The sequence below is a fragment of the Natrialba chahannaoensis JCM 10990 genome, from assembly GCF_000337135.1.
GTDB classification, from domain to species: Archaea; Halobacteriota; Halobacteria; order Halobacteriales; family Natrialbaceae; genus Natrialba; species Natrialba chahannaoensis.
This window is the reverse complement of sequence record NZ_AOIN01000056.1, coordinates 49,245-72,746: the sequence shown is the minus strand read 5'-3', so window position 1 is coordinate 72,746 and position 23,502 is coordinate 49,245. Positions and strand designations below refer to the sequence as shown.

At 61.9% G+C, this 23,502-nt stretch carries 19 protein-coding genes; 9 read left to right on the top strand and 10 right to left on the bottom strand.

Translation table 11 applies throughout. The features are described from left to right. Positions 1 to 158: 158 nt before the first annotated feature. The 3 genes from glmS to C482_RS09325 form a co-directional block, all read right to left on the bottom strand. On the bottom strand, positions 159 to 1,967 hold the full coding sequence (gene glmS, locus C482_RS09335; RefSeq protein WP_006167323.1) for a glutamine--fructose-6-phosphate transaminase (isomerizing): 1,809 nt from the start codon (positions 1,965 to 1,967) through the stop codon (positions 159 to 161). Next, positions 1,967 to 2,245: a hypothetical protein gene (locus C482_RS09330; protein WP_152421992.1), complete on the bottom strand. Its 279-nt coding sequence runs from the start codon at positions 2,243 to 2,245 to the stop codon at positions 1,967 to 1,969. The genes glmS and C482_RS09330 overlap by 1 nt, the downstream gene beginning before the upstream one ends. Positions 2,246 to 2,746: 501 nt before the next feature. Then, positions 2,747 to 3,517, bottom strand: a complete 771-nt coding sequence (locus tag C482_RS09325; RefSeq protein ID WP_049896616.1) for a helix-turn-helix transcriptional regulator — start codon at positions 3,515 to 3,517, stop codon at positions 2,747 to 2,749. Between the two features lie 597 nt (positions 3,518 to 4,114). Between C482_RS09325 and C482_RS09320 the strand changes: the two genes are divergently transcribed. From C482_RS09320 to C482_RS09305, 5 genes are read left to right on the top strand one after another with little or no spacing between them, the layout of a single operon-like run. Then, on the top strand, positions 4,115 to 5,521 hold the full coding sequence (locus tag C482_RS09320) for a nucleotide sugar dehydrogenase (protein WP_006167319.1): 1,407 nt from the start codon (positions 4,115 to 4,117) through the stop codon (positions 5,519 to 5,521). After that, positions 5,518 to 5,667, top strand: coding sequence for a hypothetical protein (locus C482_RS21780; protein WP_006167318.1), 150 nt, complete (start codon positions 5,518 to 5,520; stop codon positions 5,665 to 5,667). Before C482_RS09320 ends, C482_RS21780 begins: the two co-directional genes overlap by 4 nt. Beyond that, positions 5,667 to 6,734: a DUF354 domain-containing protein gene (locus C482_RS09315; RefSeq protein ID WP_006167317.1), complete on the top strand. Its 1,068-nt coding sequence runs from the start codon at positions 5,667 to 5,669 to the stop codon at positions 6,732 to 6,734. Before C482_RS21780 ends, C482_RS09315 begins: the two co-directional genes overlap by 1 nt. A gap of 13 nt (positions 6,735 to 6,747) precedes the next feature. Then, entirely contained in the window at positions 6,748 to 7,725 is a 978-nt protein-coding gene (locus C482_RS09310; protein WP_049896602.1) for a glycosyltransferase, read from the top strand. Further along, positions 7,715 to 9,694, top strand: a complete 1,980-nt coding sequence (locus tag C482_RS09305) for a hypothetical protein (RefSeq protein ID WP_049896601.1) — start codon at positions 7,715 to 7,717, stop codon at positions 9,692 to 9,694. Before C482_RS09310 ends, C482_RS09305 begins: the two co-directional genes overlap by 11 nt. Before the next feature lie 388 nt (positions 9,695 to 10,082). Here C482_RS09305 and C482_RS09300 read toward each other — a convergent pair whose 3' ends face one another. Both C482_RS09300 and C482_RS09295 read right to left on the bottom strand, forming a co-directional pair. Beyond that, entirely contained in the window at positions 10,083 to 10,388 is a 306-nt protein-coding gene (locus C482_RS09300; protein ID WP_006167312.1) for a hypothetical protein, read from the bottom strand. Positions 10,389 to 10,461: 73 nt separating this feature from the next. Continuing rightward, the gene (locus C482_RS09295) at positions 10,462 to 11,445 is read right to left on the bottom strand and encodes a DUF1616 domain-containing protein (protein WP_006167311.1); all 984 of its coding nucleotides are present in this window, start codon (positions 11,443 to 11,445) and stop codon (positions 10,462 to 10,464) included. Between the two features lie 385 nt (positions 11,446 to 11,830). On the opposite strand from C482_RS09295, the gene C482_RS09290 reads away from it, so the two are divergent. After that, positions 11,831 to 12,487: a DUF7344 domain-containing protein gene (locus C482_RS09290; protein ID WP_006167310.1), complete on the top strand. Its 657-nt coding sequence runs from the start codon at positions 11,831 to 11,833 to the stop codon at positions 12,485 to 12,487. A gap of 28 nt (positions 12,488 to 12,515) precedes the next feature. On the opposite strand, the gene C482_RS09285 is transcribed toward C482_RS09290, so the two are convergent. Both C482_RS09285 and C482_RS09280 read right to left on the bottom strand, forming a co-directional pair. Further along, positions 12,516 to 13,151, bottom strand: coding sequence for a hypothetical protein (locus tag C482_RS09285; RefSeq protein WP_049896600.1), 636 nt, complete (start codon positions 13,149 to 13,151; stop codon positions 12,516 to 12,518). A 138-nt stretch (positions 13,152 to 13,289) separates the two neighbouring features. After that, the gene (locus C482_RS09280; RefSeq protein WP_006167308.1) at positions 13,290 to 15,014 is read right to left on the bottom strand and encodes an asparagine synthase-related protein; all 1,725 of its coding nucleotides are present in this window, start codon (positions 15,012 to 15,014) and stop codon (positions 13,290 to 13,292) included. 253 nt (positions 15,015 to 15,267) lie between these two features. Here C482_RS09280 and C482_RS09275 point away from each other — a divergent pair, with 253 nt between their 5' ends. Beyond that, a complete protein-coding gene (locus C482_RS09275; protein WP_006167307.1) occupies positions 15,268 to 16,602 on the top strand; it encodes a polysaccharide deacetylase family protein in 1,335 nt (444 codons plus the stop codon). Between the two features lie 186 nt (positions 16,603 to 16,788). Here the strand turns inward: C482_RS09275 and C482_RS09270 are convergent, their stop codons facing one another. From C482_RS09270 to C482_RS09260, 3 genes are all read right to left on the bottom strand, one after another. Continuing rightward, positions 16,789 to 18,057: a PKD domain-containing protein gene (locus C482_RS09270; RefSeq protein WP_006167306.1), complete on the bottom strand. Its 1,269-nt coding sequence runs from the start codon at positions 18,055 to 18,057 to the stop codon at positions 16,789 to 16,791. A 224-nt stretch (positions 18,058 to 18,281) separates the two neighbouring features. Further along, positions 18,282 to 19,475 carry a sugar-transfer associated ATP-grasp domain-containing protein gene (locus C482_RS09265; protein WP_006167305.1) on the bottom strand — a complete coding sequence of 398 codons (1,194 nt, stop codon included), beginning with the start codon at positions 19,473 to 19,475 and terminating at the stop codon, positions 18,282 to 18,284. A 106-nt stretch (positions 19,476 to 19,581) separates the two neighbouring features. Continuing rightward, on the bottom strand, positions 19,582 to 20,673 hold the full coding sequence (locus C482_RS09260) for a glycosyltransferase family 2 protein (RefSeq protein ID WP_006167304.1): 1,092 nt from the start codon (positions 20,671 to 20,673) through the stop codon (positions 19,582 to 19,584). Between the two features lie 162 nt (positions 20,674 to 20,835). Here C482_RS09260 and C482_RS09255 point away from each other — a divergent pair, with 162 nt between their 5' ends. Both C482_RS09255 and C482_RS09250 read left to right on the top strand, forming a co-directional pair. After that, on the top strand, positions 20,836 to 22,128 hold the full coding sequence (locus C482_RS09255) for a polysaccharide deacetylase family protein (RefSeq protein WP_006167303.1): 1,293 nt from the start codon (positions 20,836 to 20,838) through the stop codon (positions 22,126 to 22,128). A gap of 89 nt (positions 22,129 to 22,217) precedes the next feature. After that, on the top strand, positions 22,218 to 23,312 hold the full coding sequence (locus C482_RS09250) for a glycosyltransferase family 2 protein (protein WP_006167302.1): 1,095 nt from the start codon (positions 22,218 to 22,220) through the stop codon (positions 23,310 to 23,312). The last annotated feature ends 190 nt before the right edge of the window (positions 23,313 to 23,502 follow it).

Sequence of the window (23,502 nt, the reverse complement as noted above, 5' to 3'; positions counted from 1 at the left end):
TAGCGGTGCACACTCGAAGGCAACACACGAAACGAGTCACCGTCCGGGTCACCCCGGACGCAACTCAAAACCAGACGACTGCACTGCAGTGGACCGCGCAGGTCGACCCCCGATGCAGTTACACGCACCTGGTGGTCGACAGGCTGTACTCACCGGCCCTACTCGACGGTCACACTCTTCGCCAGATTCCGCGGCTTGTCGATCGGCCGCTCGAGCAACTCCGCCGCGTGGTAGGAGACGAGCTGAAGCTGGACGTTCGCCAGCAGCCCCGCCCAGACCGGATGCGTTGCCGGCACTGAGAGGTTCTCGTCCGCCACGTCGACGAGTGCGTGCTCTTCCGGACCGACCGCAACGATCGGCGCGCCGCGAGACTGCGCTTCGATCGCGTTCGTCTTCGTCTTCTCGTCACCGTCGCCCGTTACCACTGCAAAGATCGGCGACGCCTCAGTCACCAGCGCCAGCGGCCCGTGCTTGAGCTGTCCCGACGCGAATCCCTCCGCGTGCTCGTAGGTAATCTCCTTGAACTTCAGCGCGCCCTCGAGTGCCACCGAGTGGCCGAGGCCGTTCCCGATGAAGAAGTATGAATCGTTGTCGAGGGTCTCTTCGGCGAGGGTCTCTGCGCGGGTGGACTCGAGTACCTGCTCGACGTACTCGGGGAGGTGCTGCAGTTCGGCGAGCATCGCTTCGCGGTCCGCGGCGGGCGTGGCCTCGGGAACGTCGGCGGCGATGCGCTGGGTGAGCAGCGTGAGGGTGACCGCCTGCGAGGAGTAGGTCTTGGTCGCGGCGACGCCGACCTCGGGACCGGCGCGGATGTAAATCGCGTCGTCAGCCTCGCGGGAGATGGTCGAACCGACGACGTTGGTGACGGCGAGTGAGCGTGCGCCGCGGTCGGTCGCGGTGCGGACGGCGTCCAGCGTGTCCGCAGTTTCGCCGCTCTGGGTGACAGCGACGACGAGGGTGTTTTCGTCGACGGGACCGGCCGCTGACTCGTACTCGCTTGCGCGAATGACTTCGGTTCGGAGGCCAGCTTTACGGAGCAGCTGTGCGCCGTACATTGCGGCGTGGTAGGAGGTTCCACAGGCGACGAACTGGACTGTTTCAATTTCTGCAAACGTGCCCGCTGGAAGGTCCTCGAACACCACATCGCCGTCTTCGACCCGGCCCTCGATAGTGTTTGAGAGCGAGGTCGGCTGGTTGTGGATCTCCTTCAGCATGTAGTGGTCGTACTCGCCCTTGCCGGCATCCTCCGGATCCCAGTCGACGGTGTCGACCTCGCGCTCGACCGGTTGGCCTTCGAGATCCGTGATCCAGTAGGTATCGGGCTCGAGCGTGACCAGGTCGCCGTCCTCGAGGTAGATGACCTCGTCCGTGTGGTCGAGGAACGCCGGCACGTCGCTCGCGAGGAACCATTCCTCGTCGTCGAGACCGAGGACGAGCGGCGATCCCTTTCGGGCCGCGTAGACGCGCTCCTCGCCGTCGACGATTGCGGCGATAGCGTAGCTCCCTTCGAGCGTGTCGACCGCCTGGCGGATGGCGATTTCGGTGTCGTCGACATCGTCGAGGTACTCGTTGATGAGGTGGGGAATGACCTCGGTGTCGGTATCGCTCTCGAACTCGTGGCCCTTCGCCTGGAGATCGGCCTTGAGTTCGTCGTAGTTGTCGATGACGCCGTTGTGAACGACGGCGACGTCGCCGACGGTGTCCGTGTGCGGGTGTGCGTTCTCGTCGGTTGGCGGCCCGTGGGTCGACCAGCGCGTGTGGCCGATGCCCAGGTTGCCGTGGGGCTGGCCATCGAGCTGGGACTTGAGCTCGGAGACCTCGCCCGAGCACTTGTGGACCTTGACGCCGGAGCCGTTCTGAACGGCGATGCCGGCGGAGTCGTAGCCGCGGTACTCGAGATTCTCCAGGCCGGTGAGCAGCGTATCTGCGGCTTCGCCCTGCCCGATTCGCGCGATGATACCGCACATTAGCCGTTCACCTCCATTACGTGTGCCTGTGGTGACCAGGCACGCAACCACGGCGATCCCACCTGTCTCCCTGCAGGTGACTGGGCTCGCCGGTGATGACGATGGTGATGGCGTTGGCGTCGCTGGTGCCCGTGTTCGCCGATCGTGGCTGCGTCTTCGGACGCGACACTGCGTTCGGATTCGCCGGTGACCGCGAATCCGCCCGCGACTTCAGTCGTCGCATCCGTCGTGACTCGGCTCGAGACAGCTGCCCGTGGATCGGTGCTGTTCAGTGTCATGGTTTTGAGCTGCGTAGGTGTGCCCATCCCGCCCGAACGGCGGATCCGAGCATCTACCCGAAGCGAATAGTCCTGCAGGCATTACTATAGAGCGAATAAGACGGTAGCCCTGTGAGACAGACGACGAGGACGTTTCCCTGAACTGGAATGACACAGTCTGAAGCCGACGATAGTCGGCTTCTCGGGGTTCTGTTGGGTGGCCACCACTCCGATACGATTACGTGTCGTTGCCCACTGACGAGTTCTCTGTCAACGGAGTCGTTCGCACTGTTTCACACAGTACATTCCTGTTTAGCTGAATCATAGGGCGCTAAGCACCCGTTCTCAAGGAGCGAGGCAAAGCCGAGTGAGAAGGGCGGGGATACAGCGTTACAAGAGCAAGCTCTTGTGCAACCCATCAGAACCTTCAGTTCTGAGGGCGCTCGCACGACCCTCACACACTAATCAGGGTATTTAACTAACCACAGCTAACCGCGCCGTCAGGACAAGGAAACTTCGCAACTACGGCACTGGACTCGAGTTGTCAGTCGCCGTCGACGTGTCTTCGCCAATCGGTCGGTCCGGAAGCGAGATCACGTTCTCTCGACCAACGGATGTTTTCTCGATCGTGCCGTCGTCGTACATACTCGAGAGGATGCGGCTGACCTTCGACTTCGACCAGCCCGTTTCGTCGGCGATCTGGTGTTGCCGGATCTGGCCGCCGTGTTTCACGAGCAGTCGGACGACACGTCCTTCGTCGCTGAGTAGCTCTGGTGGTGTGTCAGCGGAGACGAGGTTCTCGTAGGAGCGTGGCTGGTCAGCATTGGGATCAGTACCGGCGGTTCCAGTGGTGGATTGTGCACCCGCGTTCGGGTTTGGGTTCGCGTTCACGGTTCCGTTTGCGCGTGCAGAGCGCGCGCCAGCGGGATGCTGTGGCTCTGCCGAACCGGAACTGGAACCGGAGCCACCGGACCGAGTGCCGGTACCAGCGTGTCGTGCAAGCGCTCCAAGATCGTCAACGGAGAGGGCCTGCACGACACGGATGCCGACCAGTGCGGTGATCATCAGGAACAGAATTCCGATGAGTGACACCTCCCAGATCGACGCATCACGGATCGTCGACAGCCAGTACGACGATCCACCCGCCGTTTCGCCCAACTGTGGTAGGGGTATCGTCGCTCCGACTGTGGACACGTCGACTGCGGCGGCCAGGACCGGGTCGGTGACGGAGTCGAGGCTCGCCACCGGTGCGTGCAGTCCGGGGCCGATCTGAATACTGGGTAGTGGTGCCATGAGTTCGCGATTCTGTGTTTGTGGTCGCTCGTTCTGTGTCTGTGGCGGCCGTGTCGGGACCTGCGTGCTCGTGCTCGTGCCCGTGCTCACGGTGCGGAAGGTAACGTATCGCGTCTGCGTATGCGTCTGCACCTGCGTTCGCGCTCGCAACCTCGCCGCGCGCTTGGTCGTCCAACCGAGTCGGAGTGAGCCTCCGAATCACACGACGGTCACGACGACCGCATCGACACTGCACGGTATGGCACCTTCATTATGGGTCGATACAAGCAGATTTAGCTGACTGCTAAGCCGGCCTACAGCCAGTATTCGAGCATCCTGCCATTCCACCTTCGAGAGACGCCCTTGGACCTGATTTCGTTTCCGTCCGATCGCTGCAACAGTTTATCAGCGCTATAGTAAACCGCTCATCGCTGCTTGTCCAGATCGAGACCAATCTCGCTTCGGCGGGACCGAGGACGAATCCGTGTCTCGGGGACGAACGACACGGGCCCGACCGAAATCGAACGGAACCCACTCACAACCGATCCGAATTCGAATCGGAATCCAGATCGCCGGCACACACCGGGTGCGCCGGAGACGAACCCAGACAGGACACCCATGACACCGACAATCAGCGACACCGAGAACCGATCGGACGACCGACTGCACGGCCACCAGGTACTCGAGCACCGCAGCTCGGAGGCAACCACGCTCGAGCACGTCGACGAAGACCACCACACCCGAGAGGCGACCATCTGCGTCGTCGGCCTCGGTTACGTCGGCCTCCCACTCGCGGTTGGCTTCGCACAGTCGGACTACCAGGTTATCGGCTACGACGTCGACGAGTCGACCGTCGAACAGCTCAAAGACGGCGAGGATACGACCGGCGACCTCACAGACGAGGCCGTCCAGAACGACGACATCTCCTACACCACGAACGCGAGCGCGATCAGCGACGCCGAGTACGTCGTCATCGCTGTCCCGACACCAATCCAGGACGACGACCGGCCGGACCTGAGCTACGTCGAAAGCGCCGGCCAGACTGTCGGTTCGAAGATGAGCGCCGGTACGACGGTCGTACTCGAGTCCACCGTCTATCCGGGCTCGACCCGCGAGGTGCTCATCCCGGCACTCGAGGAGACCGCCGGGATGACCGCCGGCGAGGACTTCTTCGTGGGGTATTCGCCCGAGCGTGCAACCCCGGGCGACGAGGAACACGGCCTCTCGGATGTCGTCAAGGTTGTCAGCGGCCAGACTGAGGCTGTTCTCGACGACGTGGCGGAGCTCTACGGCTCCGTCGTCGACGCGGGTGTCCACCGCGCGCCCTCGATCGAAGTCGCCGAGGCATCGAAGGTCGTCGAGAACACTCAGCGCGATCTGAACATCGCGTTCGTCAACGAGCTCTCCGTTGCGCTCGAGCACATGAACGTCGACACGCAGGAGGTGCTCGAAGCGGCTGGGACGAAGTGGAACTTCCACGACTACCAGCCTGGCCTCGTCGGCGGACACTGCATCCCGGTCGATCCGTACTTCCTCTCCTACCGCTCCGCACAGGAGGGCTTCGAGCCGGAACTGATGCAGATGGGACGGAAGGTCAACGAGTCGATGCCGGCCCACGTCGCCGACCTGACGATCAAGGCGCTCAACACGTGTCACAAGACGCTCCGGGACAGCCGCGTACTCGTCCTCGGGCTTTCCTACAAGCCCGGCGTCGGAGACCTGCGCAGTTCGAAGGTCTCGAACGTCATCGACACCCTGAACGAGTACGACATCCACCTCGAGGGCTTCGATCCGATCGCGAACCACGAGGCGGCCCGAGAGACGTTCAATCTCGACGTTCAGGAACAGCTCTCGTTCGAGGGCTTCGACGCGATCGTGCTCGCGACACCTCACGACGAGTTCACCGAGATGGACCTGGAGGCAATCGGCAGCGAACTCGCTGACGATCCCGCGCTGGTCGACGTCGCCGGTGCGATCGACGAAGACGAGGCCGCGGATGCCGGCTTCACCTATCGACGCGTATGACGGGACGGGGGGACGCGATCGGCGTTGGGATGGGAATGGGGCTGCGGACGGAGATGATGGACGACCGATCGCCAGCGGCGAGCGAGAACGTCGCCGAACCAGTACCGACGCCAGCGACCACCGCAGACAACACGGAGGTCACATAATGCGCATCATCGTCACGATCCAGCACCCCGGCCACGTCCACTTCTTCCGGAACGCGATCGGGGAACTCGAGTGCCGCGGCCACGAGGTCCACGTCTTCGCCCGCGAGAGCAGCGTCGCGGTCGCCTTGCTCGAGGGCTACGACATCGACCACGAAGTACTGGCCGGCGACGCGGACTCGCTCGCCTCGCTCGCGGCAGTCCAGGCGACCTACGAGGCGAAGCTCCTCCGTCGCGCACGGGCGATCAACCCCGACGTGATCACCGCGATCGGCGGTGTCGCCGCAGCACACGTCGCAACGGCGCTTCGAGCGAAAAGCGTCGTCTTCTACGACACCGAACACGCGACGCTCATCACGAAACTGGGGTACCCGTTCGCCGACGTGATCTGCACGCCGGCGTGCTATCGCGAGGAAATCGGCGCAAAGCAGGTCACCTATCCCGGCTACCACGAACTGGCCTATCTCCACCCCGACCGGTTCGAACCCGATCCAGCCGTACTCGAGTTAGCCGGCGTCGAGCGCGACGAGACCATCGCCGTCGTCCGACTCAGTAGCTGGGACGCGTCCCACGACGTGGGCCACGGCGGTTTCGACGACCCGCGCGAGGTCGTCACCCGACTCGAGGATGCGGGCGCGACGGTCCTTCTGACGGCAGAGGGCGAGCCACCTGACGACCTAGCCGAGTACCAACTCGAGACGCCGCCCGAGCTGATGCACGACCTGCTCGCCTTCGCGGATATCGTCGTCGGCGAGGGGGCGACGACCGCGGCCGAGGCTGCCGTGCTCGGCACGCCCTCGGTCTACGTAAACTCGCTCTCGCTCGGTTACACGGCCGAACTGGACGCGGAATACGGCCTCCTCTTCGAGTTCAACGACGAGGATCGACACGGACGAGCACTCGAGAAGGCAGCGTCGATCGTCGAGCGCGACGACGAGCCGTGGGCGGCGCGACGCGAGCGCTTGCTCACAGAGCGGGTTGACGTGACGAACGTAATCGTACAGGCACTCGAGACGACTGCACGCGGCAAGCGGCCGGAGCAGCCGTCAGCTGCGACGAACCCCGGATAGTGTGAGTGTGACAATGAAGGTACTTCAGGTAGTGACCACGCCACGACCGTTTTTCGACCAGCAGGTGTCGGTACTCGAAAACCGCGGCGTCGACTGTACGGTAGTCGGCGTGCCGGGCGAACACCACGGCGATTCGGGCCGGACGCCTGTCGACTACGCACGCTTTTACCCGCGAATCCTCGCCGAACTCCGCTCGGACGAGTACGATCTGGTCCACGCAAACTACGGGCTCGTTGCCCCCTTCGCGCTCGCCCAGCCGACCCGACCGGTCGTCTTGACGCTGTGGGGAACGGACCTCATGGCCGACCAGGAGTGGCTCCGATCGCTCAGCCGGCACGGCGCACGTCGCGCAAGCGCGACCGTCGTTCCGAGCCCGGTGATGTCGCGCCAACTCGAGATCGACCACGAACTGATCCCCTTCGGCGTCGACACGGAACTGTTCCGTCCGATTCCGCAGACGGCGGCTCGCGAGCGCCTTGGCTGGGACACTGACCCTGACACCAACATCGCCCTCTTTCCCTACGACCGCGAGCGCGCGGTCAAGGACTTCCCGCGGGCGAAGCGTCTCGTCGACCGTGCAGGTGTCGATGTCGAACTCCGAACGGTCAGCGGCGTCGACCACGCCGAGATTCCGTACTACATGAACGCGAGCGACGTGTTGCTCGTGACCTCGGAGCGCGAGAGCGGCCCGATGGTGGTCAAGGAGGCCGCGGCCTGCAACCTCCCGGTCGTCTCCACCGACGTCGGCTTCGTCGCCGAAACGGTCGAAGGACTGCCGAACTGTTTCGTCAGCGACGAGGACGATGAACTGGCGGTCGGGCTCACGGTTGCACTCGATAACGGCGGCTCCTCGGAGGGGCGTGAGCGCATCGACGGGTTGAGCCTCGATTCGATGGGCGACCGGCTGGTCGATCTCTACGAGCGCCTGCTTGATCCGACGGCGCTGTCCCGCGCGAAGACTGCGAAGCGAGGTGTTTCCAGTGGTGTATAACAAGATATCGCAACTTCGCCCGTTCCGACTCGACACCGTCGCGGCGATTATCGGCCTTTTGCTGGCACTCACACTCTTGCCGCTTCGGTTGGTCGCCTCGCAGATTTATCTCAATACGGTTCCGTTCGTTCTCGGGACGGCGTGTGCACTCTACCTTCTCGCGCTGTATCAGCGGGATACGACAACAGCGCTGCCGCGTCTGCCCCGTCCCGTCGCGATGACGCTCCCGAGTGTCGTCCTCGCTGGACTCGGTGCGCTGGTTGTCTTGACGGTCTTGCAGGGGGCGCGTACGCCCGTATTCTTCGCGGTGGCGAGCGTCTTGGCGACGCTCGTCGTCGCTCAGATTCTCTTCACCAGCGAGGAAGAGTTCAATCGGCGACTGTTGTTGCTCCAGATCGTGCTCTTCGCGCTCGTCTTCCGGTTTACTGCACTGTACGCGACGCCGGGCTACATCGGGATCGACGTCTGGACGCACATGGAGTTCGTCGAGGCGATCTACGCCGAGGAGTCCCTGAGCGCGATTTCACACGACAAACACTACGCCTCGCCGTTCTACCACCTGCTCGTCGTCGCATCGTCGCTCCTGCTTGACGTGCCGCTGCGGCTCGGACTGTATCTCTCCGTTGGTGTTCTGATGCCGCTGTCGGTCCTGCTCGTCTACGCGACGACGAACCTGCTCATCTCCGAGCGCTGGGCCGTGCTGGCGACGGCGCTGTTCGCACTCGCCAGTCACGTCTCGATGTGGGGGCTGCACCTCATCCCCACGAGCCTCGGGCTGGTGTTCTTCCTCGCCATCCTGTATGCGCTCATCCGCGTGATGCGCATCGAGTACACGATGCGTGACTTCTCGCTGTTGATTCTGCTGAGCGTCGCGGTCATCCTCACACACCAGGTGTCGACGTTCATCACGCTCGTCCTCCTGCTCGCTGCATTCGTCGCACAGGTGGTCTTCGTTGTCGGCCCCTTCGGGCTCACGCGCCTCGATACGAGCGTCTTCCGTGCGAAGAAGCCGGTCAATCTCATCGGGCTCGTCGTCTTCAACTTCGGGCTGACCATCTTCGTCTGGTCGCTGACGCCCTACCGCGAGCAGTCGTTCCTCGCGACCGTCCTCAGCTTCTTCACGCAGACCTTAGAGGAGAGCGCCGGCTTCCTCAACATCGCGAGCGGGAGCACCGGCGACGAGGCAGCGGAGGCAGGTGCCGGGGCCGCCCCGACATTGCTCGAACAGGCAGTCCCCTACATCGATGCACTCGGCTTCCTGTTCCTGCTCGGCGCGACGTTCGCCGGCTGTCTCTACGTCGTCCACCGCCGGCGCGCCGAGCAGTCGGTATTCACTCTCTTGCTCGCCGCCGCGATCATGCTGGTATTCGTCCTCGTCCTGCCGATGTTCGGCATCCGGAACTTCATCCCGACGCGCTGGTTCGCGTTCCTCTACGCGCCGATGGCGATCCTTGGCGCGATCGGCCTCCGAACGCTCGTTCGCGGCCTCTCGCCACGAGTCGTCGTCTCAGTCTTGCTGTTGTTCGCGCTCATCTACCCGGGCGCGATGCTCTTCGCTGTCGAGAGCAACGCCGAGAATCCGGTGTTCTCCGACCAGCACGAACAACTCGCCTACAACGAGGCCGAGCTCGCAGCCGTCTCGAGTATCGGTGACCTCACTGGTGGCCCCGACGGCCAGGACATTCGACCAGATCAGCAGTTACACACGGACCACCCCTATCAGACGGTGATCAGTCGAACGGGGGCCTATCCGTCGACAACAACAGCAACAGTGCCCGATGACGGCGTTGCAGACCACGAGTACGTCGTCTACCGGGCGGAACAGTCGACCGACGCGACGTACTTCAACGACGAGAACGGCGAGGGACGAATCGAGCAGGTCTCCCAGGACCGGCTCTGTCAGCCACACCACGCGACTGTGTACACGAACGGTGAGGTAACGATGTGTACGCCGTCGCCGGCGACGTAGGGCTTTCAGGCTGCTCCTCGCTGGCGATTATTCACTTCGCGCTTCGACTGCTCTTCGCTCTCTGTCCCCGCTGACCACCGCTGACCACTGCTGGCGGGCGCTGGCGAACGGTGAACGTTTTCTCACCGGCCTCGCCGCGTTCCGACGCTGAGGCCCATCACTGTCGTCGGATACTCGAGTACCCACGGTTCGTCACGCCACAAGTCAGCACGTCGATACTGCTCTCTTGCACAGACAGTGTGCTGTTCTCGTCGTCTGGATTTTCTCGGAACGTCTCGCAAAGAACTGCGTGGTGACTGAACGGCTGTACTCGGCTCGAGTACGGTGACATACTCGATAGCCAGCGTGCTGTCCCAGGGTGAGAGGAGAGGAGCCGCGATTGGTTGCGTTACCGATCAGTGTCGTCCGCCGTATCGGCGGTCGCGTCATGGTTGGAATCGTCTTCGGTCGACTCCTCGCTGGGAGTCGACCCAGCAGCCGATGCAGCCGCGTTCTGATCGTCTGTTGGGGTGAGATACTGCTCGTGGTTCGGCCGCATAAAACGCGGTGTCAGCCGGTGGCTGATGGGCAACGTCTCGCCCGGTTTCCCAGTCGTCTGTCGGTGGAACTGACTGAGCGCGAGCATCGTGCCGAGGTACGCTGCAAAGACCAGCACTGCGAACTGGAGGGCGAATCCGACGAGGTCGTAAATCACATGTTCACAGAACTGACGGGTCGTAAAAATACTGTCTGTCTCTCTACAGCAGTACCATATGCAACCGTCCCACTCACTCGACGACAACCGGCAACTCGATCACCCGATACGCTGACTCCGTATCCGGCTCTGCCGGCGCATCACCCTGATAGAGCAACAGCGTCACCTGCAAATCGTTTCCCTGCATCGACGGGGTGAACTCGAGTGTCTGCGCTGTTGTGTCGCCGTCAGCGATCGTGGTGGTCGTACTGGCGAGTTGGTCCGTCTCACCGGTGGGCTCACCCGAGTCGTCGACGCGTTCGAGCATCGCGACGGTCGTATACGTCTGTTCGCTGTGTTCCTGGTTTGTGATCGAGACGGAGAGCGATGTCGCTTCGCCGGCAGTGTACTCTGCATCGTACATCGTTTCGATGTCACCGTCGACTTCGGTCGTCTCGACTGCGAACTCGGTGTATCCCTCGTGCTGTGGTGGATTGGCGACGGCGAATCCAGCACTCAGCAGAAGGACACCAAGCGCGAGGACGATGGCGATGTTGTACGGTCGCGGATTCGTCTCGGAGTAGGAGTTCGGACGGAATCGGGGGAAAAATACTGACAGTTCGGTCTGGGTCGGAGCGAACCGCCGATCGGACGGGCATCGATACCGAGCAACAATCCCGAGCAGTGACAGGATGATCGTCGTCAGGGCAACCCCGAGGAGCACCGGATCAAGCGTCACACCCCTGGGGGTTACGCTCGCGAAAAGGGTGATCGCCGGAACGATGGCGACGCTAAAAACGACTGACAGGATTCCGCGCTCGATTGGCTCTAGTCCCCGGGTCAACAGCAGGGGATTACCGAGGCCAGTTTTCTCCTCATCGAAGTCCTGGTACGTCTCATCCGCTTCATCCGGAAACAGGGCAGAGACCAGTGCATACCCCGGCAGAAACAAGACGAGCGGCAGGGCGAGTACGATGCGGACAGGTCCCGAAATCGCGGTGAAGAGGCCGATCGAGAGCGCCCCCGTCATTGCAATAACGACTGCTAGATCGAGAAACCACCAATCGGTGTCGCTCATACCAGACCGTTGGTCTCAGACGGGTTTATTATCACCCTGGTAAGCCGGAATCAGTGGGGGTTAACACCCCCTCGAATCACCAAATTCATCACAACTCCGACACTGCTATCGGGGAGGGATTGATCGCTCACGAGTGATACTCCTATTCAGTAGAACTATCGAAAATTCGGGTTTAATTTCTGGAATTATCGACTCGAACTACTGTGTAATAAAACCCATATGGGTATGCTGAATGTTTTGATATCGGGGTTATTGGGCGCTACTGGGCTACTATAAAATGTCGTGAAACTCCAGGCCGGATGGTGAAACGATGTGAAACCGGATCAATTGAACTGGCCGGTTTCTACACTTTATTACCCACTCCTCATTAGGGAAGACTGGCTCGATGAAAGCGAAACATATCAGGTCAAATTCACAGGTTGCGGAGGAAGAGTCCGCAGACGATGTTGCGGAGAGTGAGAACACCGAAGAAACCGAAGGGAACGAGAAGACGTTCAGCGAAGACGAAATATTCCACCTGCTGCAAAACGAGCGCAGGCGTCTTGTACTCCGCTATCTCCGGGGAACCAACGAACCCGTCCGCATGCGTGATGTCGCAGAGCAGGTCGCAGCCTGGGAACACGATACCACCGTCGCTGAACTGACCTCAACGCAGCGCCAACGCGTCTACATCCCGCTGTACCAGTCACACCTCTCGAAGCTCGATGAAGCCGGCGTCATTGACTACCAACAAAACCGTGGCATCGTCGAGCGCAAGCCACTCGCAGACGAGGTCGACCAGTACCTACAGGTCACTGAACAGAACAGACACACGAACGCGACCGGAAACGCAGACACAAATGCGGACAACGCCACAGACGAGACCAACTCTGCACTCTCGATCGGCGACGACTACTACATCGGTGCGACCGCAGTCTGTTACGTCGCACTGCTGGGGGCTGTCTTCGAGTTGCCGGTGCTCTCGATTCTCTCTGGAATCGGACTCAGTGCGCTAATCTTATTCCTGTTCACGCTGGTCACTGCCAGCCGGTTCATCAATTGATCCGACTCACCACTCCCCGAAGACGGACTTATACGACTCCGTAGGCCGGAAGAAACCAGACTGCAAACGTCGTCGCCGCAACTGTCACTGTTACTGCCGTATACATCGACGCCGTCACTAGCACGGCCAGCACGAAGAGGAGGACGATCGAAACCACCCCAACAACCGCAGGAGAGCGGAGCCGCTGGCCCACTGGACCCGGTCCAACACGGTCGACAGTGCCACACGTTGGTTCGAACTCGAGTACCCCTTCTTCGTCGAGGCGGGGAAGTCGGTCCTGATGGAGTTGTTCGTGAATCGTGGCCCACGTCTCGACAGGCACTGTGGTGTCGTCGGTTACAGGTGGAGAAATTGACGACGTTGCACCGACTGAGGGGTCGGGTAGGTCTGCTCTCGAAATCAGTGCATCGACCAGTTCGTCGACAGTCACGGGTGTCGACAGGTCATCGAGTACCGCGCACAATGTCGCGTCCGAATCAGGGATAAATGCGTCGGCAGGTCGGTGGTTGAATATGGCAGTGTCTCCCCGTTCAGGCTCTCTTGACGACTGTATTCCACCAGTCGAATGGTAGATCGGGACGTCGAGTGAGGCGTCGCCATCTACTGATTGCTCTTCTGAGGTATCGGCTGACGAAGAGCGAATCCAAGACGGCGTCAGACGCATATTCCAGCCTAACTCGCCGTGATATATAAGTATTTTCACGATTCAAATACGATAAACGGTCTATCTGGTCGTTAGCGGCCGGTCCGGAACAATTAGCCACAGTATACGCCAGAGAATGTGCTTGGAGACAGTGCTATACTAGGACATAATCCGTGGTGGTTGCTGCAACCATGCCAGTAACTCGTCACTTCCCGCGCTCCAGGAGTCGAGCCACGTCTGCAGATCGTTCACCCGCAGCTTGTGCCGTGGCGGCAACGGATGCAGGTGCGGCGTCGACTCGAGAAGTCGCTGGTCCAGTTCGTAGCGGTCGAACAGCTCCCGGCGGTCTGGCCACGGGGGCTCGAACGACGTGAGCAACGGCGTTTTGCGCCGCACAAATCCCTCGACTTCGTTCAGGAGCATTGCCCCGTGTGGTCGATCCGGCGGTCGGTGGCGAAGGATATTGCCGTCGAGTCGCTGACACGCCCGCAGAAACGTCTCCGTCGTGCGATGCTCCGGTGGCGTCCGCAGGTGCCACTCGAGTAGCTCGATATCCGTCGCGAGAAACGGAGTCAAAAACTGGTCGGCGAGGTGGTTGTGGAACGGGACGGAGGGTTGGTTTGCGATGCCACAGCAGGTGAGTGCGTTCTGGACCGAGTTCGCGCGTGAGCGGTTTGTGGCGAACTCGGCGGCGATAGCCTCCCTGACGAATGTTTCGGGGTCGTGGTCGACGTCGATTCGATCGGCGAGGCCGATACTGGCGTCGCGTCTGTAGCCGTACTTGCCGAGAAGCGACTCGACGGGGTCGGGGTCCGGGTCGAGGCGGTTGAATGGGACGCGCGCGCCGAGGACGTCGACGCCGTCCTGGGCGGTGAAGTGCCCGCGGAAGAAGGTGTCACAGAGGAGGCCGTGATACATCGTTTCGACCTCGCCGTCGAGTTCGTCAGTGTAGCCGGCGTGATGGATGTGCAAGGACTCCTTGATCCCGTTTGTGTACTGCACTTTGGACTCGTCGGCGTACAGATACCGATCGTCCGGTGTGAACGCGGTGTGGGTCGCGTCGTACTGGGTTGCAACCTGTTTCGCACCCTGGACCTCCTGTGCGGTTGGGGAGCCGACGGTGTAACAGTGATCGATTCCGTCGACCTGCGAGAGAACGATCCGCGAGTCGTAGCCCGCAGAGAGGAGGAGTCCCTTCGGTCCGGGATTCGACGACCGGCGACGTATCGCCCGATCGAGTCGCGAGGCAAGTTCGTCGACGTAGTCGAACTCGTCGCGTTCCGCCGGTCGATAGACGAACCGCGACAGCGCGTCGACACCATCGGGTGTGAGCCGGCTATCGAGCGGGAGTCGTGACACGTCGTCCACCCAGGTCTTTTCGCCGAGTGAGAGCCCCGTATGGAGGAACTCGAGTATCCCATCAGTGTCGGCGGTTGGGTCTGAAACGGTCCGGCAGACGGCAGCCGCGTCGGTACCGAACACCCAGCCACCACAGTCTCCATAAGCATCGTGGGCTGCAGTATAGAAACACTCGCGTGACCGAACGGGGTCTGCTGCGACGAACGGTTCCTCACCCCGGATGTCGAGAACGGCGAGATACGAGCCGTTGAGCGAGTGGAGTGCGTCGAGCCCCTCGGCGTCGTAGCGCTCGAGGAGCCAGCGCGCGGTGTTTTGCTCGTCGCCGGGCACGTACGCCTCGCCCCAGATCACGCAACAGCCGATCTCGTCGGCGTGCGTCGCGCTCCAGCCGTCGTACTCGAGACCGGGGTCTCTGATGCCGACGGTGAGCGACGGTCCACGGAGGTACTCGTCGAACTCGTCTGGTGATCGAAACCGCTCGAACGCCTCACTATCGCCGAATACACCGAACAGTTCCTTGTTCATCGTTGGAAGTCGTCGTCGCGAAGGCGCGGGCTGGCACTGGTTCGAGGAACAAACGTGCTACTCGCCTCTTGGCTACTCGAGGTGCCATCCGCGCAGGTGTTGTCTCACGTCTGCGGCCGAGTTGCCATTAACTATGCCGTTGTTAAGTCTCGAGACGGCGGTATTCGACGGATTCTGGGAGTCGGCGAGATCCACTCGTGAGCGGCTATCGGATCCATAATAATGGGCTCACTGGCGGTACGGTCGAGGTACCATGGCAGACAACCGAATGACACGACGACGGCTACTCGCGGGGTCGAGCGTGGCTGCGGCCGCTGGCCTCGCGGGCTGTACCGACCGCCTGGACGACCTGCGCGGCGACGACGGTAACGGTGAAACGCCGGGGAACGAGTCGACCGGTGCTGACGAGACGACCGTGTCCGCGCTGGCGGACGGCGTCCCGGAACTCGAAACCGCGTACAACAGCCGTGAGGAGTACGGTCAGCCGGGAGAGTCGCTGTACGACTTCGAAGACAGCGACGCCTGGGAGGTCACGCAGGGCGAGGGCGAGGTCGACGAGGATGTCGTCTTCGACGGCTCACAGAGTCTGCGCTTGACCGGTGAGGAGGACGAAACGATCGTCGCGGAGATCGACGTTCCGGACGAGGACCTCACCGACAAGGACTTCTCGTTCGCGATTCGGACGACGACGCCACAGAACATCACAGTCAACCTGCGCGTGGTCGATAATTTCGGCAGCGACCGATACTATTCACTGCGTGAAATCACCTATCGTGCACCCGACGTTGGCTGGTTCCGCTCGAGTCCGGGCGTCTTCGAGGAGAGTGAAATCGAGCCAGCGATGGACGAGATCGACCGACTCGAGTTTCAGGTGTTGCATTCGATGGACGAAGCGGAGGTCTGGATCGACGACATCCGCACTCACGACCGGCCCGAGCAGGGATACGTCATGCTGGTCTGGGACGACGGCTTCCGCGACTACTACGAGACGGCCTCGCCGATGCACGACGAGTTCGACTTCACGACGATTCAGGCTCCCGTCCCACAGTGGACCGAGGAAGCCCGCGACGGGATCATGACTGTCTCCGAACTCCAGGAGCGTCAAGAGGAAGGCGACCAGATCGTCGTCCACGGAACACACAACCCGATTCACGAGTACGACGACGAAGACGAGATCGAGACGCGCGTCCGCGGCGACAAACACTGGTTCATCCAGAACGGCTTCGAGGGCGCGAACTACATCGTCTACCCGCACAACAGCTACGACAAGACGAGTCTCGAGTACTTCACGGACTACCACTACTGCGGCGGCTTCAACCAGTCCGGGAACGTCAACCTGACCACCGTCTACGGCTTCGACCCGCTGGCGCTGCCCCGCACCATTGGGCACGACCTCGACATCTCGAAGCGCTGTGTCGACCGCGCCGAGGCACACAACCAGTGTACTATCCTGAACTTCCACGCCTTCGATCAGGACAACACGATGGACGAAGACGACTACGAGGAGCTACTCGAGCACATCGACCAGGCCGATGTCGAGGTTATCGACTTCGACGACCTGTGGGAGCTTCGAACGGATCCGTTCTAACGTACTGATTTCGGTCTCGTTTTGCAGCGTGTGGCTCGTCTATTGTGTAGCGTCTCTGGTCTCTGAATTCATCCGATAGTACCGTAGTTGTGTGATCGCAACTGCGTTCTCGAGTGCTCTCCTGAGAAAAGTGGGGGACACGCCAGAATGGTGTCGAACTGACCAGCTGATCTGACGGTCCGTCCGTTAGGTCGCTGTCAGCGTCACTTCCGCTGTATCGCTCGCACCGCTATCATCAGTCACCCGCAGCAAGACGCGATGGTCGCCGCTCGCGCTGACGGTCACGTCGACCATCCTCCCGGACTCGTTGAACGTTCCGTCGTTCTTGATGCTCCACTCGTAACTGACGAGTTCGCCGTCCGGTGCCTCCGAACAGGTCGCATCGAGAGTGATCGTCTGCTCCGGCTCGAGTGTCGTCTCGATCGCGCTGCTTGGGTCGGAGCGAATCTCGGCGACCGGTTCGGTGTGATCGGCCGGGATTTCGTCGTCCGTCTCGCCATCCTCACCGTCGCTATCATCGCCATCGCCATCGCCATCGCTCTCGCCCTCGTCTTCGTCTACGGGCGGCTCCGCCGGCTCGTCCGGTTCGTCCTCGATCGGCTCTTTCGGCTCGTGACCGTTGTTTGGCTCCTCGTCGGGGAACAGTTCGTCCTCGACCAGTCGCTCGACGACCGCCGAGTGCCAGGTGACCCGCTTCTCGAGTTCGTTCTCGGTCGAGAGCGTCTCGACGAGGTAGGCCTCGGACTCGAGTTCCCGTGCGGCTTTGTGAACGAGCAGGCCAGTTGGCTCAGAGCTCGGACCGGAGAAGTAGCCCGTCTGGAAGGCGCGTTCGGAGATATCGATGTAGTTGTCGTTGACGTACTCGACTGCGCTGTCCGCGGTCGTTCGCTCCGGCTCACGAGCGGCGTGGAAGATCGCCTGTCCGACGCCGTCAACGGGGTCACCGGCGTAGATCCCGCGCGACTCGTGGAGGTCGACGACGACGGCCGGATCGAGGTCGACGACGAGGTCCCAGATCGCCTGAGCGAGTTCGGTCTGGGGCTCGCTTCCCTCCGGGAACTGCCGGTTGAGGTCGACACCGTTGTCGTCGACACGTGTCCCGCGGTCGATGGCAACGACATCCGCTCGTGGCAGCGTGACGAGCGTCCCGGCGTCGATCGTCCACTTGGCGATCTCCTCGGCGGCGATGTAGCCGGCCGTCTCGTTCCCGTGAACGCCGCCGATGACGAATACCGTCGGCCCGTCGGTTTCAGCGTCTGTTACGTAGACTGTCGTTTCCTTCTCCGTCCCGTCCATAATCTGGAACGACTCGCGTGTCACGTTCTCGTCGTCCGCTAACCCTGGCTCGGGTTGGGTGTTTTGTGTCGTCTGTGTGCCAGTTGCGACACCTGCACTCGCCAGTGAGAGCCCGGCGAGAGACAGTACTGATCGTCGTGAGAGTGAATCCCGCTGCATTCCAGTTTCTATTCTCTACCCGGATTTGTTTACTATAGCGCTCGTAAGACCGTTACAACGGCGATTTTGTACTCGAGAACGGTTCGGTGAAATCGCCTGCCGGAAGCGGCCCGTCCCGTTGCAAGACGGCAATGGTCGTGGACCTAACCGTTCCACCCGCTCTTGATGGCATGACGGTCTCCTTTGTAAACGGCTGACTCGACTGATACCGGGAACTGGCCTTCCTAGCAAACGTCGTGACGCTCGTAGAACTGTCGCACCCTGTCGTCCGTCAACAGCGGCCCGTGCACCTGAATCGATTTCAGCCCTGGATAGCTGTTCGCCTCAATCACCGAGAACGAGCCGTCGTCGTCGGTGACGATCACGTCCCAGCCGATGTACGGCAGGAACGACGCGGTTGAGGCCATCTCGAGTACCCGCGAGCGAATCGCTTCCCAGTTGGGAATGCGTTCGCCCTCGATCTGTGTGCCGGTGTCGGGGTGTGTCGTGTTCCAAGAGACGCTATTTCGACTGGATTCGGCATTCGGCGGGCGTGCACCAGGACCCAGTGTTCCGGTTTCGAGGTCAATTTCGGCGGAGAGCCCACCCTGTGTGAAGTTGTCGAGCGGTTCTGAATCAGTCGTTCCGATCCGGTGGATTCCCGCGGCGATGAACGGCTCGTGGGTCTCCTCGTCGTACATCGTGATGAGCCGAAGTGTGTTCGGCGTTTTCGGATACAGATCGGCGGGGAACGAGCCCTGTTCGACGTGTTCACAGACGAGGTATTCTGACAGGTTCGAGACTAGCGAGCGGAACTCGGCGTCCGCGTAGTGCTCGCCATTGACCCGATAGCCGTCCTCGGTCCGCGAACAGAGGTAGACGTTGTTCCCGCCGCCCCCGCGAACCCACTTGAGGACCAGTTTCCCGTCGTCGTCGCACTCGAGTTGCTCGACGACGCGCTGGGCGGCGTTGTTGGTGTGTGCGTTGTCCGTGTGCGGTGTGTCCGTCTGCGCGTTATTCGTCTGCGCGTTGTTCGTGTGCGGGGAGTCTACCGAACTGGGTGACTGAACACCACCGTCGGTACTGAACCGAGCGCTGTCAGTGTCGGCGGTGTGGAACGAGCCGTCGTTTACCATCCCGTACACGGTCATGCGCTCAGCGTCGAACGGCTGCATCACGCGGTGAAAGAGGAGTTTGTTCGACAGCGCGACGGACCAGGTGCCGTTGATCCGCTTCGTCCGCACGTAGCGCTGATAGTCGCTGACGTAGTCCTGGACGCGATGGTCGTCGATGTCGTAGATTGCATCCGATCGACTCAGGAATCCGCGTCGCCAGAGCCACAGGCGTCGACGGAGCGACGGACTGACGTCGCTGTCGTACTCAGTTCCGGCAAGTCCCTGTATTCCTCTGGCCGTGTGGTACAGCCTGCGGACGTTCATGTCCAGCGCTGTCAGGCCGACCGTATTAGTTACCGAATCGGAAAGACCGTTTCATCGACCGACATTCAGTTGCACAGAGTGGAACTCCGTCGTACCGACCGGTAACTCACTCCGCCGGCGACTCTTCCGGCTCGTCCTCGGGGTCAATCGTGACCGGCGTGTCCGCCGCCGAGAGGTCGTCGATATCGGGGCCGATCTGGTCCGTCACCGAGATGCGCGCGAGCGCCGCAATCATCGTGATTGCAACCAGCACGACAACGGCGGTGCCCGCGAGGACAGTCTTCGGGCGGCGTCGCACACCCGTTCCAGCAGCCCAGCAGAGGCCGGGACAGCGCCGCGGCGACGTTGCCGCGCCGCGGAGGTGCCACGCACCTCGCAGGAAGCGCCCCTCTGCGAGGTAGCGTTTTGCGAGCACGAGCTCGTGACTCGCGCGGATGTCGTACCCTGCCGCCTCGAAGCGCTCGACCTCGTCCTCGTAGCGCGAGAGGTACTGCTCGTCCGCCTCGCGGATCACGTCAGCCGGCGGGTGACCTGTTTCCTCGCGGACGACGAGTTCCTCGTCGACGTACGCCAGTTTGCCCTCGCTGAGCATGCGCAGGCAGAACTCCGGATCCTGAAACCGGTCTAGCTCCTCGTCGAAGCCGTCGACCGCCCGTGCAACCTCGGTCTCGACAACCAGCGTCGAGCCCGCGCCAGGCTGGACGTTATCCGCGAGAATCTCACCGATCAGCTCCTCGTTGCCCTCGCGCACCGGCTCCGAATCCGAGCGCGCGAGCAACGACGCTACGAACCCGCGCGCCCGGTCGCTCGTCTCGGGTAACTCGAGTGCGGTGTCACAGTAGACGCCGATCCAATCGTCGCCGCGCTCGGCGAGTGTCTCGAGTTGGCGCGCGAGCTTGTCGGGGTGCCACTCGTCGTCGGAGTCGAGGAAGGCGACGTACTCGCCGCGGGCGTGGTCGATGCCGGTGTTGCGGGCGACGTTCGCGCCCTGGTTGGTCGCGTGGACGACGGGGCGAACGCGGGGGTCGTCGTAGCCTGCGAGCACCGAGGCGGTGTCGTCGGTGGAGCCGTCGTCGACGACGACGACTTCGATATCTGACGCTAGAAGGCTCTGTTCGAGGGCGCTGTCGATGGCTCGCGGCAGGCTCTCGGCTCTATTGTACGTCGGAATAATGACGGTGACGCGCGGCTGTGACATTGCCACTCTATCTGGGGCCACAGGCCATTATTATCGAGCTACTAACGGTCGTATTCGCCCCGATTCGCGGCAGTGTGGCTGTTGGCCCGAGTCGAACTGGCGTCGGCGCTGGGGTCACTAAGAGGTGTATAAGAAAGACCCGAACGGCTCTGTTTCGAGCCAATGACGGACAGCAACCGACGATCGTTCGTGGCGGCGACTGCAGCCGTCGGCACGCTCGGCGTCGCTGGCTGTCTCTCCACCATCGACGGCTGGGGCGACGGCGGTGACGGTGAGGGTACTGGCGACCACGACGACAACGACTCCGAGAGTGATGCCGACGACACACGCGAGTTCCACTACCACAGCGCCGACGACCTACCCGGCGAGACACTCGTTTCCTTCGACGACCTCGACGGCTGGGTCACGATGCTCGATGCCGGCGACCTCGACGCCGACGAGGGCGACCCCTACAGCGGGCCACAGTCCGCGTCCCTCACGGCAGCGGAGGGAACCGAGTACGCAGGCATCTACACGACACGCTCCGGCGGCGAGGATCTGACCGATTCCACGCTCTCGCTGGCAGTTCGCTTTGCCGACCAGGAACAGCTCGTGCTCACCCTCGAGCTGTTCGCCCCGAACTCGAGTCGTGCGGTCACGCTGCGCCGAACCCTGATCGGGCCGACGGATCGCTGGACCCGCGTCGACTTCGGAACCGCGGCTGTCGACGGCGAGCCGGATCTCTCGAACGTCCGGGAGATCCGACTCACGGCACGCCGGCGCGGCACGACTGACGGTCCGATCGACTGCACGATTGACGACCTCCGTGTCGCATCCCGGCCAGACAGGGGGAAGGTCATGCTGCTGTTCGACGGGACACTCGAGAGCCACCACGAGATTGCACTCGAAGCACTCTCCGAGTACGACTTCGCGGGCGTCGAGGCAGTGATCCCCGAGACGGTCGGCAACGATGGTCGACTTTCGCTGACCCAGCTTGACGACCTGGTTGAGGCTGGCTGGGACGTAGCAGCCCGTCCGCGAACGGGTGCGCAGAACATCACTGACTACTCCGACACTGAGCAGGAAGGCCTGATTCGACAGACCAACGCCTGGCTCGAGAACCGCGGCTTCGAGGATGGGACGGCGACGTTCCTCACCCCGCGAAACGTCATGGGGCCGACGACCCGAGACCTCGTCGAGGAGTATCACGACCGCGCGTTCCGCTACGGCGGCGGGACGAACGGGCTCCCGATCTCCGATTCGTACAATCTCGGCTTTTTCTCCGGGAACGCCGGCGGGGACACCAGAACCTACGTCGATCACGCCGCGGCCCACGGCGAACTCGCTGTGCTTCACTTCGAGGAAATTGGTCCAAACAGCATGAGCGAACTCGCGTTCAGGAACCTGCTGTCGTACATCGACGACGCGGCTGTTGATGTCGTGACGACGGCAGATCTTGACGAGTACGAGTCGTGATGCTGGATCGCCTGGACCTCAGTTGGCTGCGCACAGGCACACGATGAACGACCACACTGCCACGAGCTGACGACAACACAGACCACATTATGTACCGAGATTGTAGTGTCGGCGTTGTGATCCCGGCGTACAACGAGGAAGGGTTCGTCGGCGACGTCATCACCGAGATGCCGGCGTACGTCGACCGGCTGTACGTCATCGATGATCAGTCGACAGACGACACCTGGGACGAAATTTGCGAGGCCGCAGCGAGGGACCGTGACGCACGAACGAACCCAACTGGGAACGAACGAGCCTCCGGTCAGCGCTACGCCAGCGGGGAGGGTTACGCCGATGTCGCCACCGACGGCGGCACCTCGGCGCTGGCGAGTCGTGCACAGGTCCACGACCCAATTGGCCGCGTCGTGCCGATTCAGCACCGCGAGAACCTGGGTGCCGGCGGCGCGATCAAAACCGGCTACCTCGCTGCCCGCAACGACGGCGTCGACGCAACCGTCACCGTCGACGCGGACGGTCAGATGGACCTTTCGCAGATGCCACGTCTCCTCGATCCCATCGTCGAGGGTCAGGCCGACTACACGAAGGGGAACCGCCTCCTCTCGGCGGAGTACCGCGAGGCAATGCCGCGCTTTCGGTTTGTCGGCAACACCATCCTAACGTTCCTGACCAAGGTCTCCTCGGGCTACTGGAAGACGATGGACCCGCAGAACGGGTACACCGCAATCTCGCAGGAGGCACTCGAGTCGGTTGCACTCGAGGAGCTCTACGAGTACTACGGCTACTGTAACGACCTGCTGGTGAAGCTAAACGTCGCAGACATGGCCGTCGCGGACGTGGCGATGCCGGCAGTGTACGGTGACGAGGAGTCGAGCATCACCTACTCGGAGTACATCCCGAAGGTGTCGACGATGCTCCTGCGAAACTTCTTCTGGCGGCTCAAGACGAAGTACCTCGCGCTCGACTTCCACCCGCTCGCGTTCTTCTACCTCTTTGGAGCGGCGACCGCTGGCGTCGGTGTCTTCGCTGGACTCTGGACGCTATTCATTGCGCTCTCGCAGCTGTCAGTGCCGTTCCTGGAGGGTGTTGCAAGCGTGCTGGTCTTCGCACTCGGCGTGTCGCTCCTGCTGTTCGCGATGGTGTTCGATATGGCTCAGAGCGAACAGCTCGAGGCGCAGGTATACTGAGCTAGCCGCTCGAATTCTGGTTCTCCTCTATTTTCTTTCCACCGTATTTTCCTCGTCGTATTCTCCGTCTCATCGGTAGCCGCGTCTGTCGAGTAGTGGACTGTCTCTTCCGCGATGATGGTCGCATCCGGGCAGCATATCGAACCACCCGAAACGAACCACACACTGATTGTTAACGTTTCTGACAAGC

Bases quoted from the DNA above. Each gene is read 5' to 3' on its own strand.
- C482_RS09255 (WP_006167303.1), top strand. From the start codon at position 20,836: ATGACGGACAGCAACCGACGATCGTTCGTGGCGGCGACTGCAGCCGTC.
- C482_RS09330 (WP_152421992.1), bottom strand. From the start codon at position 2,245: ATGACACTGAACAGCACCGATCCACGGGCAGCTGTCTCGAGCCGAGTC.
- C482_RS09270 (WP_006167306.1), bottom strand. From the start codon at position 18,057: ATGCAGCGGGATTCACTCTCACGACGATCAGTACTGTCTCTCGCCGGG.
- C482_RS09295 (WP_006167311.1), bottom strand. From the start codon at position 11,445: ATGAGCGACACCGATTGGTGGTTTCTCGATCTAGCAGTCGTTATTGCA.
- C482_RS09310 (WP_049896602.1), top strand. From the start codon at position 6,748: ATGAAGGTACTTCAGGTAGTGACCACGCCACGACCGTTTTTCGACCAG.
- C482_RS09320 (WP_006167319.1), top strand. From the start codon at position 4,115: ATGACACCGACAATCAGCGACACCGAGAACCGATCGGACGACCGACTG.
- C482_RS09275 (WP_006167307.1), top strand. From the start codon at position 15,268: ATGGCAGACAACCGAATGACACGACGACGGCTACTCGCGGGGTCGAGC.
- C482_RS09265 (WP_006167305.1), bottom strand. From the start codon at position 19,475: ATGAACGTCCGCAGGCTGTACCACACGGCCAGAGGAATACAGGGACTT.
- C482_RS09285 (WP_049896600.1), bottom strand. From the start codon at position 13,151: ATGCGTCTGACGCCGTCTTGGATTCGCTCTTCGTCAGCCGATACCTCA.
- C482_RS21780 (WP_006167318.1), top strand. From the start codon at position 5,518: ATGACGGGACGGGGGGACGCGATCGGCGTTGGGATGGGAATGGGGCTG.
- glmS (WP_006167323.1), bottom strand. From the start codon at position 1,967: ATGTGCGGTATCATCGCGCGAATCGGGCAGGGCGAAGCCGCAGATACG.
- C482_RS09290 (WP_006167310.1), top strand. From the start codon at position 11,831: ATGAAAGCGAAACATATCAGGTCAAATTCACAGGTTGCGGAGGAAGAG.
- C482_RS09250 (WP_006167302.1), top strand. From the start codon at position 22,218: ATGTACCGAGATTGTAGTGTCGGCGTTGTGATCCCGGCGTACAACGAG.
- C482_RS09260 (WP_006167304.1), bottom strand. From the start codon at position 20,673: ATGTCACAGCCGCGCGTCACCGTCATTATTCCGACGTACAATAGAGCC.
- C482_RS09280 (WP_006167308.1), bottom strand. From the start codon at position 15,014: ATGAACAAGGAACTGTTCGGTGTATTCGGCGATAGTGAGGCGTTCGAG.
- C482_RS09325 (WP_049896616.1), bottom strand. From the start codon at position 3,517: ATGGCACCACTACCCAGTATTCAGATCGGCCCCGGACTGCACGCACCG.
- C482_RS09315 (WP_006167317.1), top strand. From the start codon at position 5,667: ATGCGCATCATCGTCACGATCCAGCACCCCGGCCACGTCCACTTCTTC.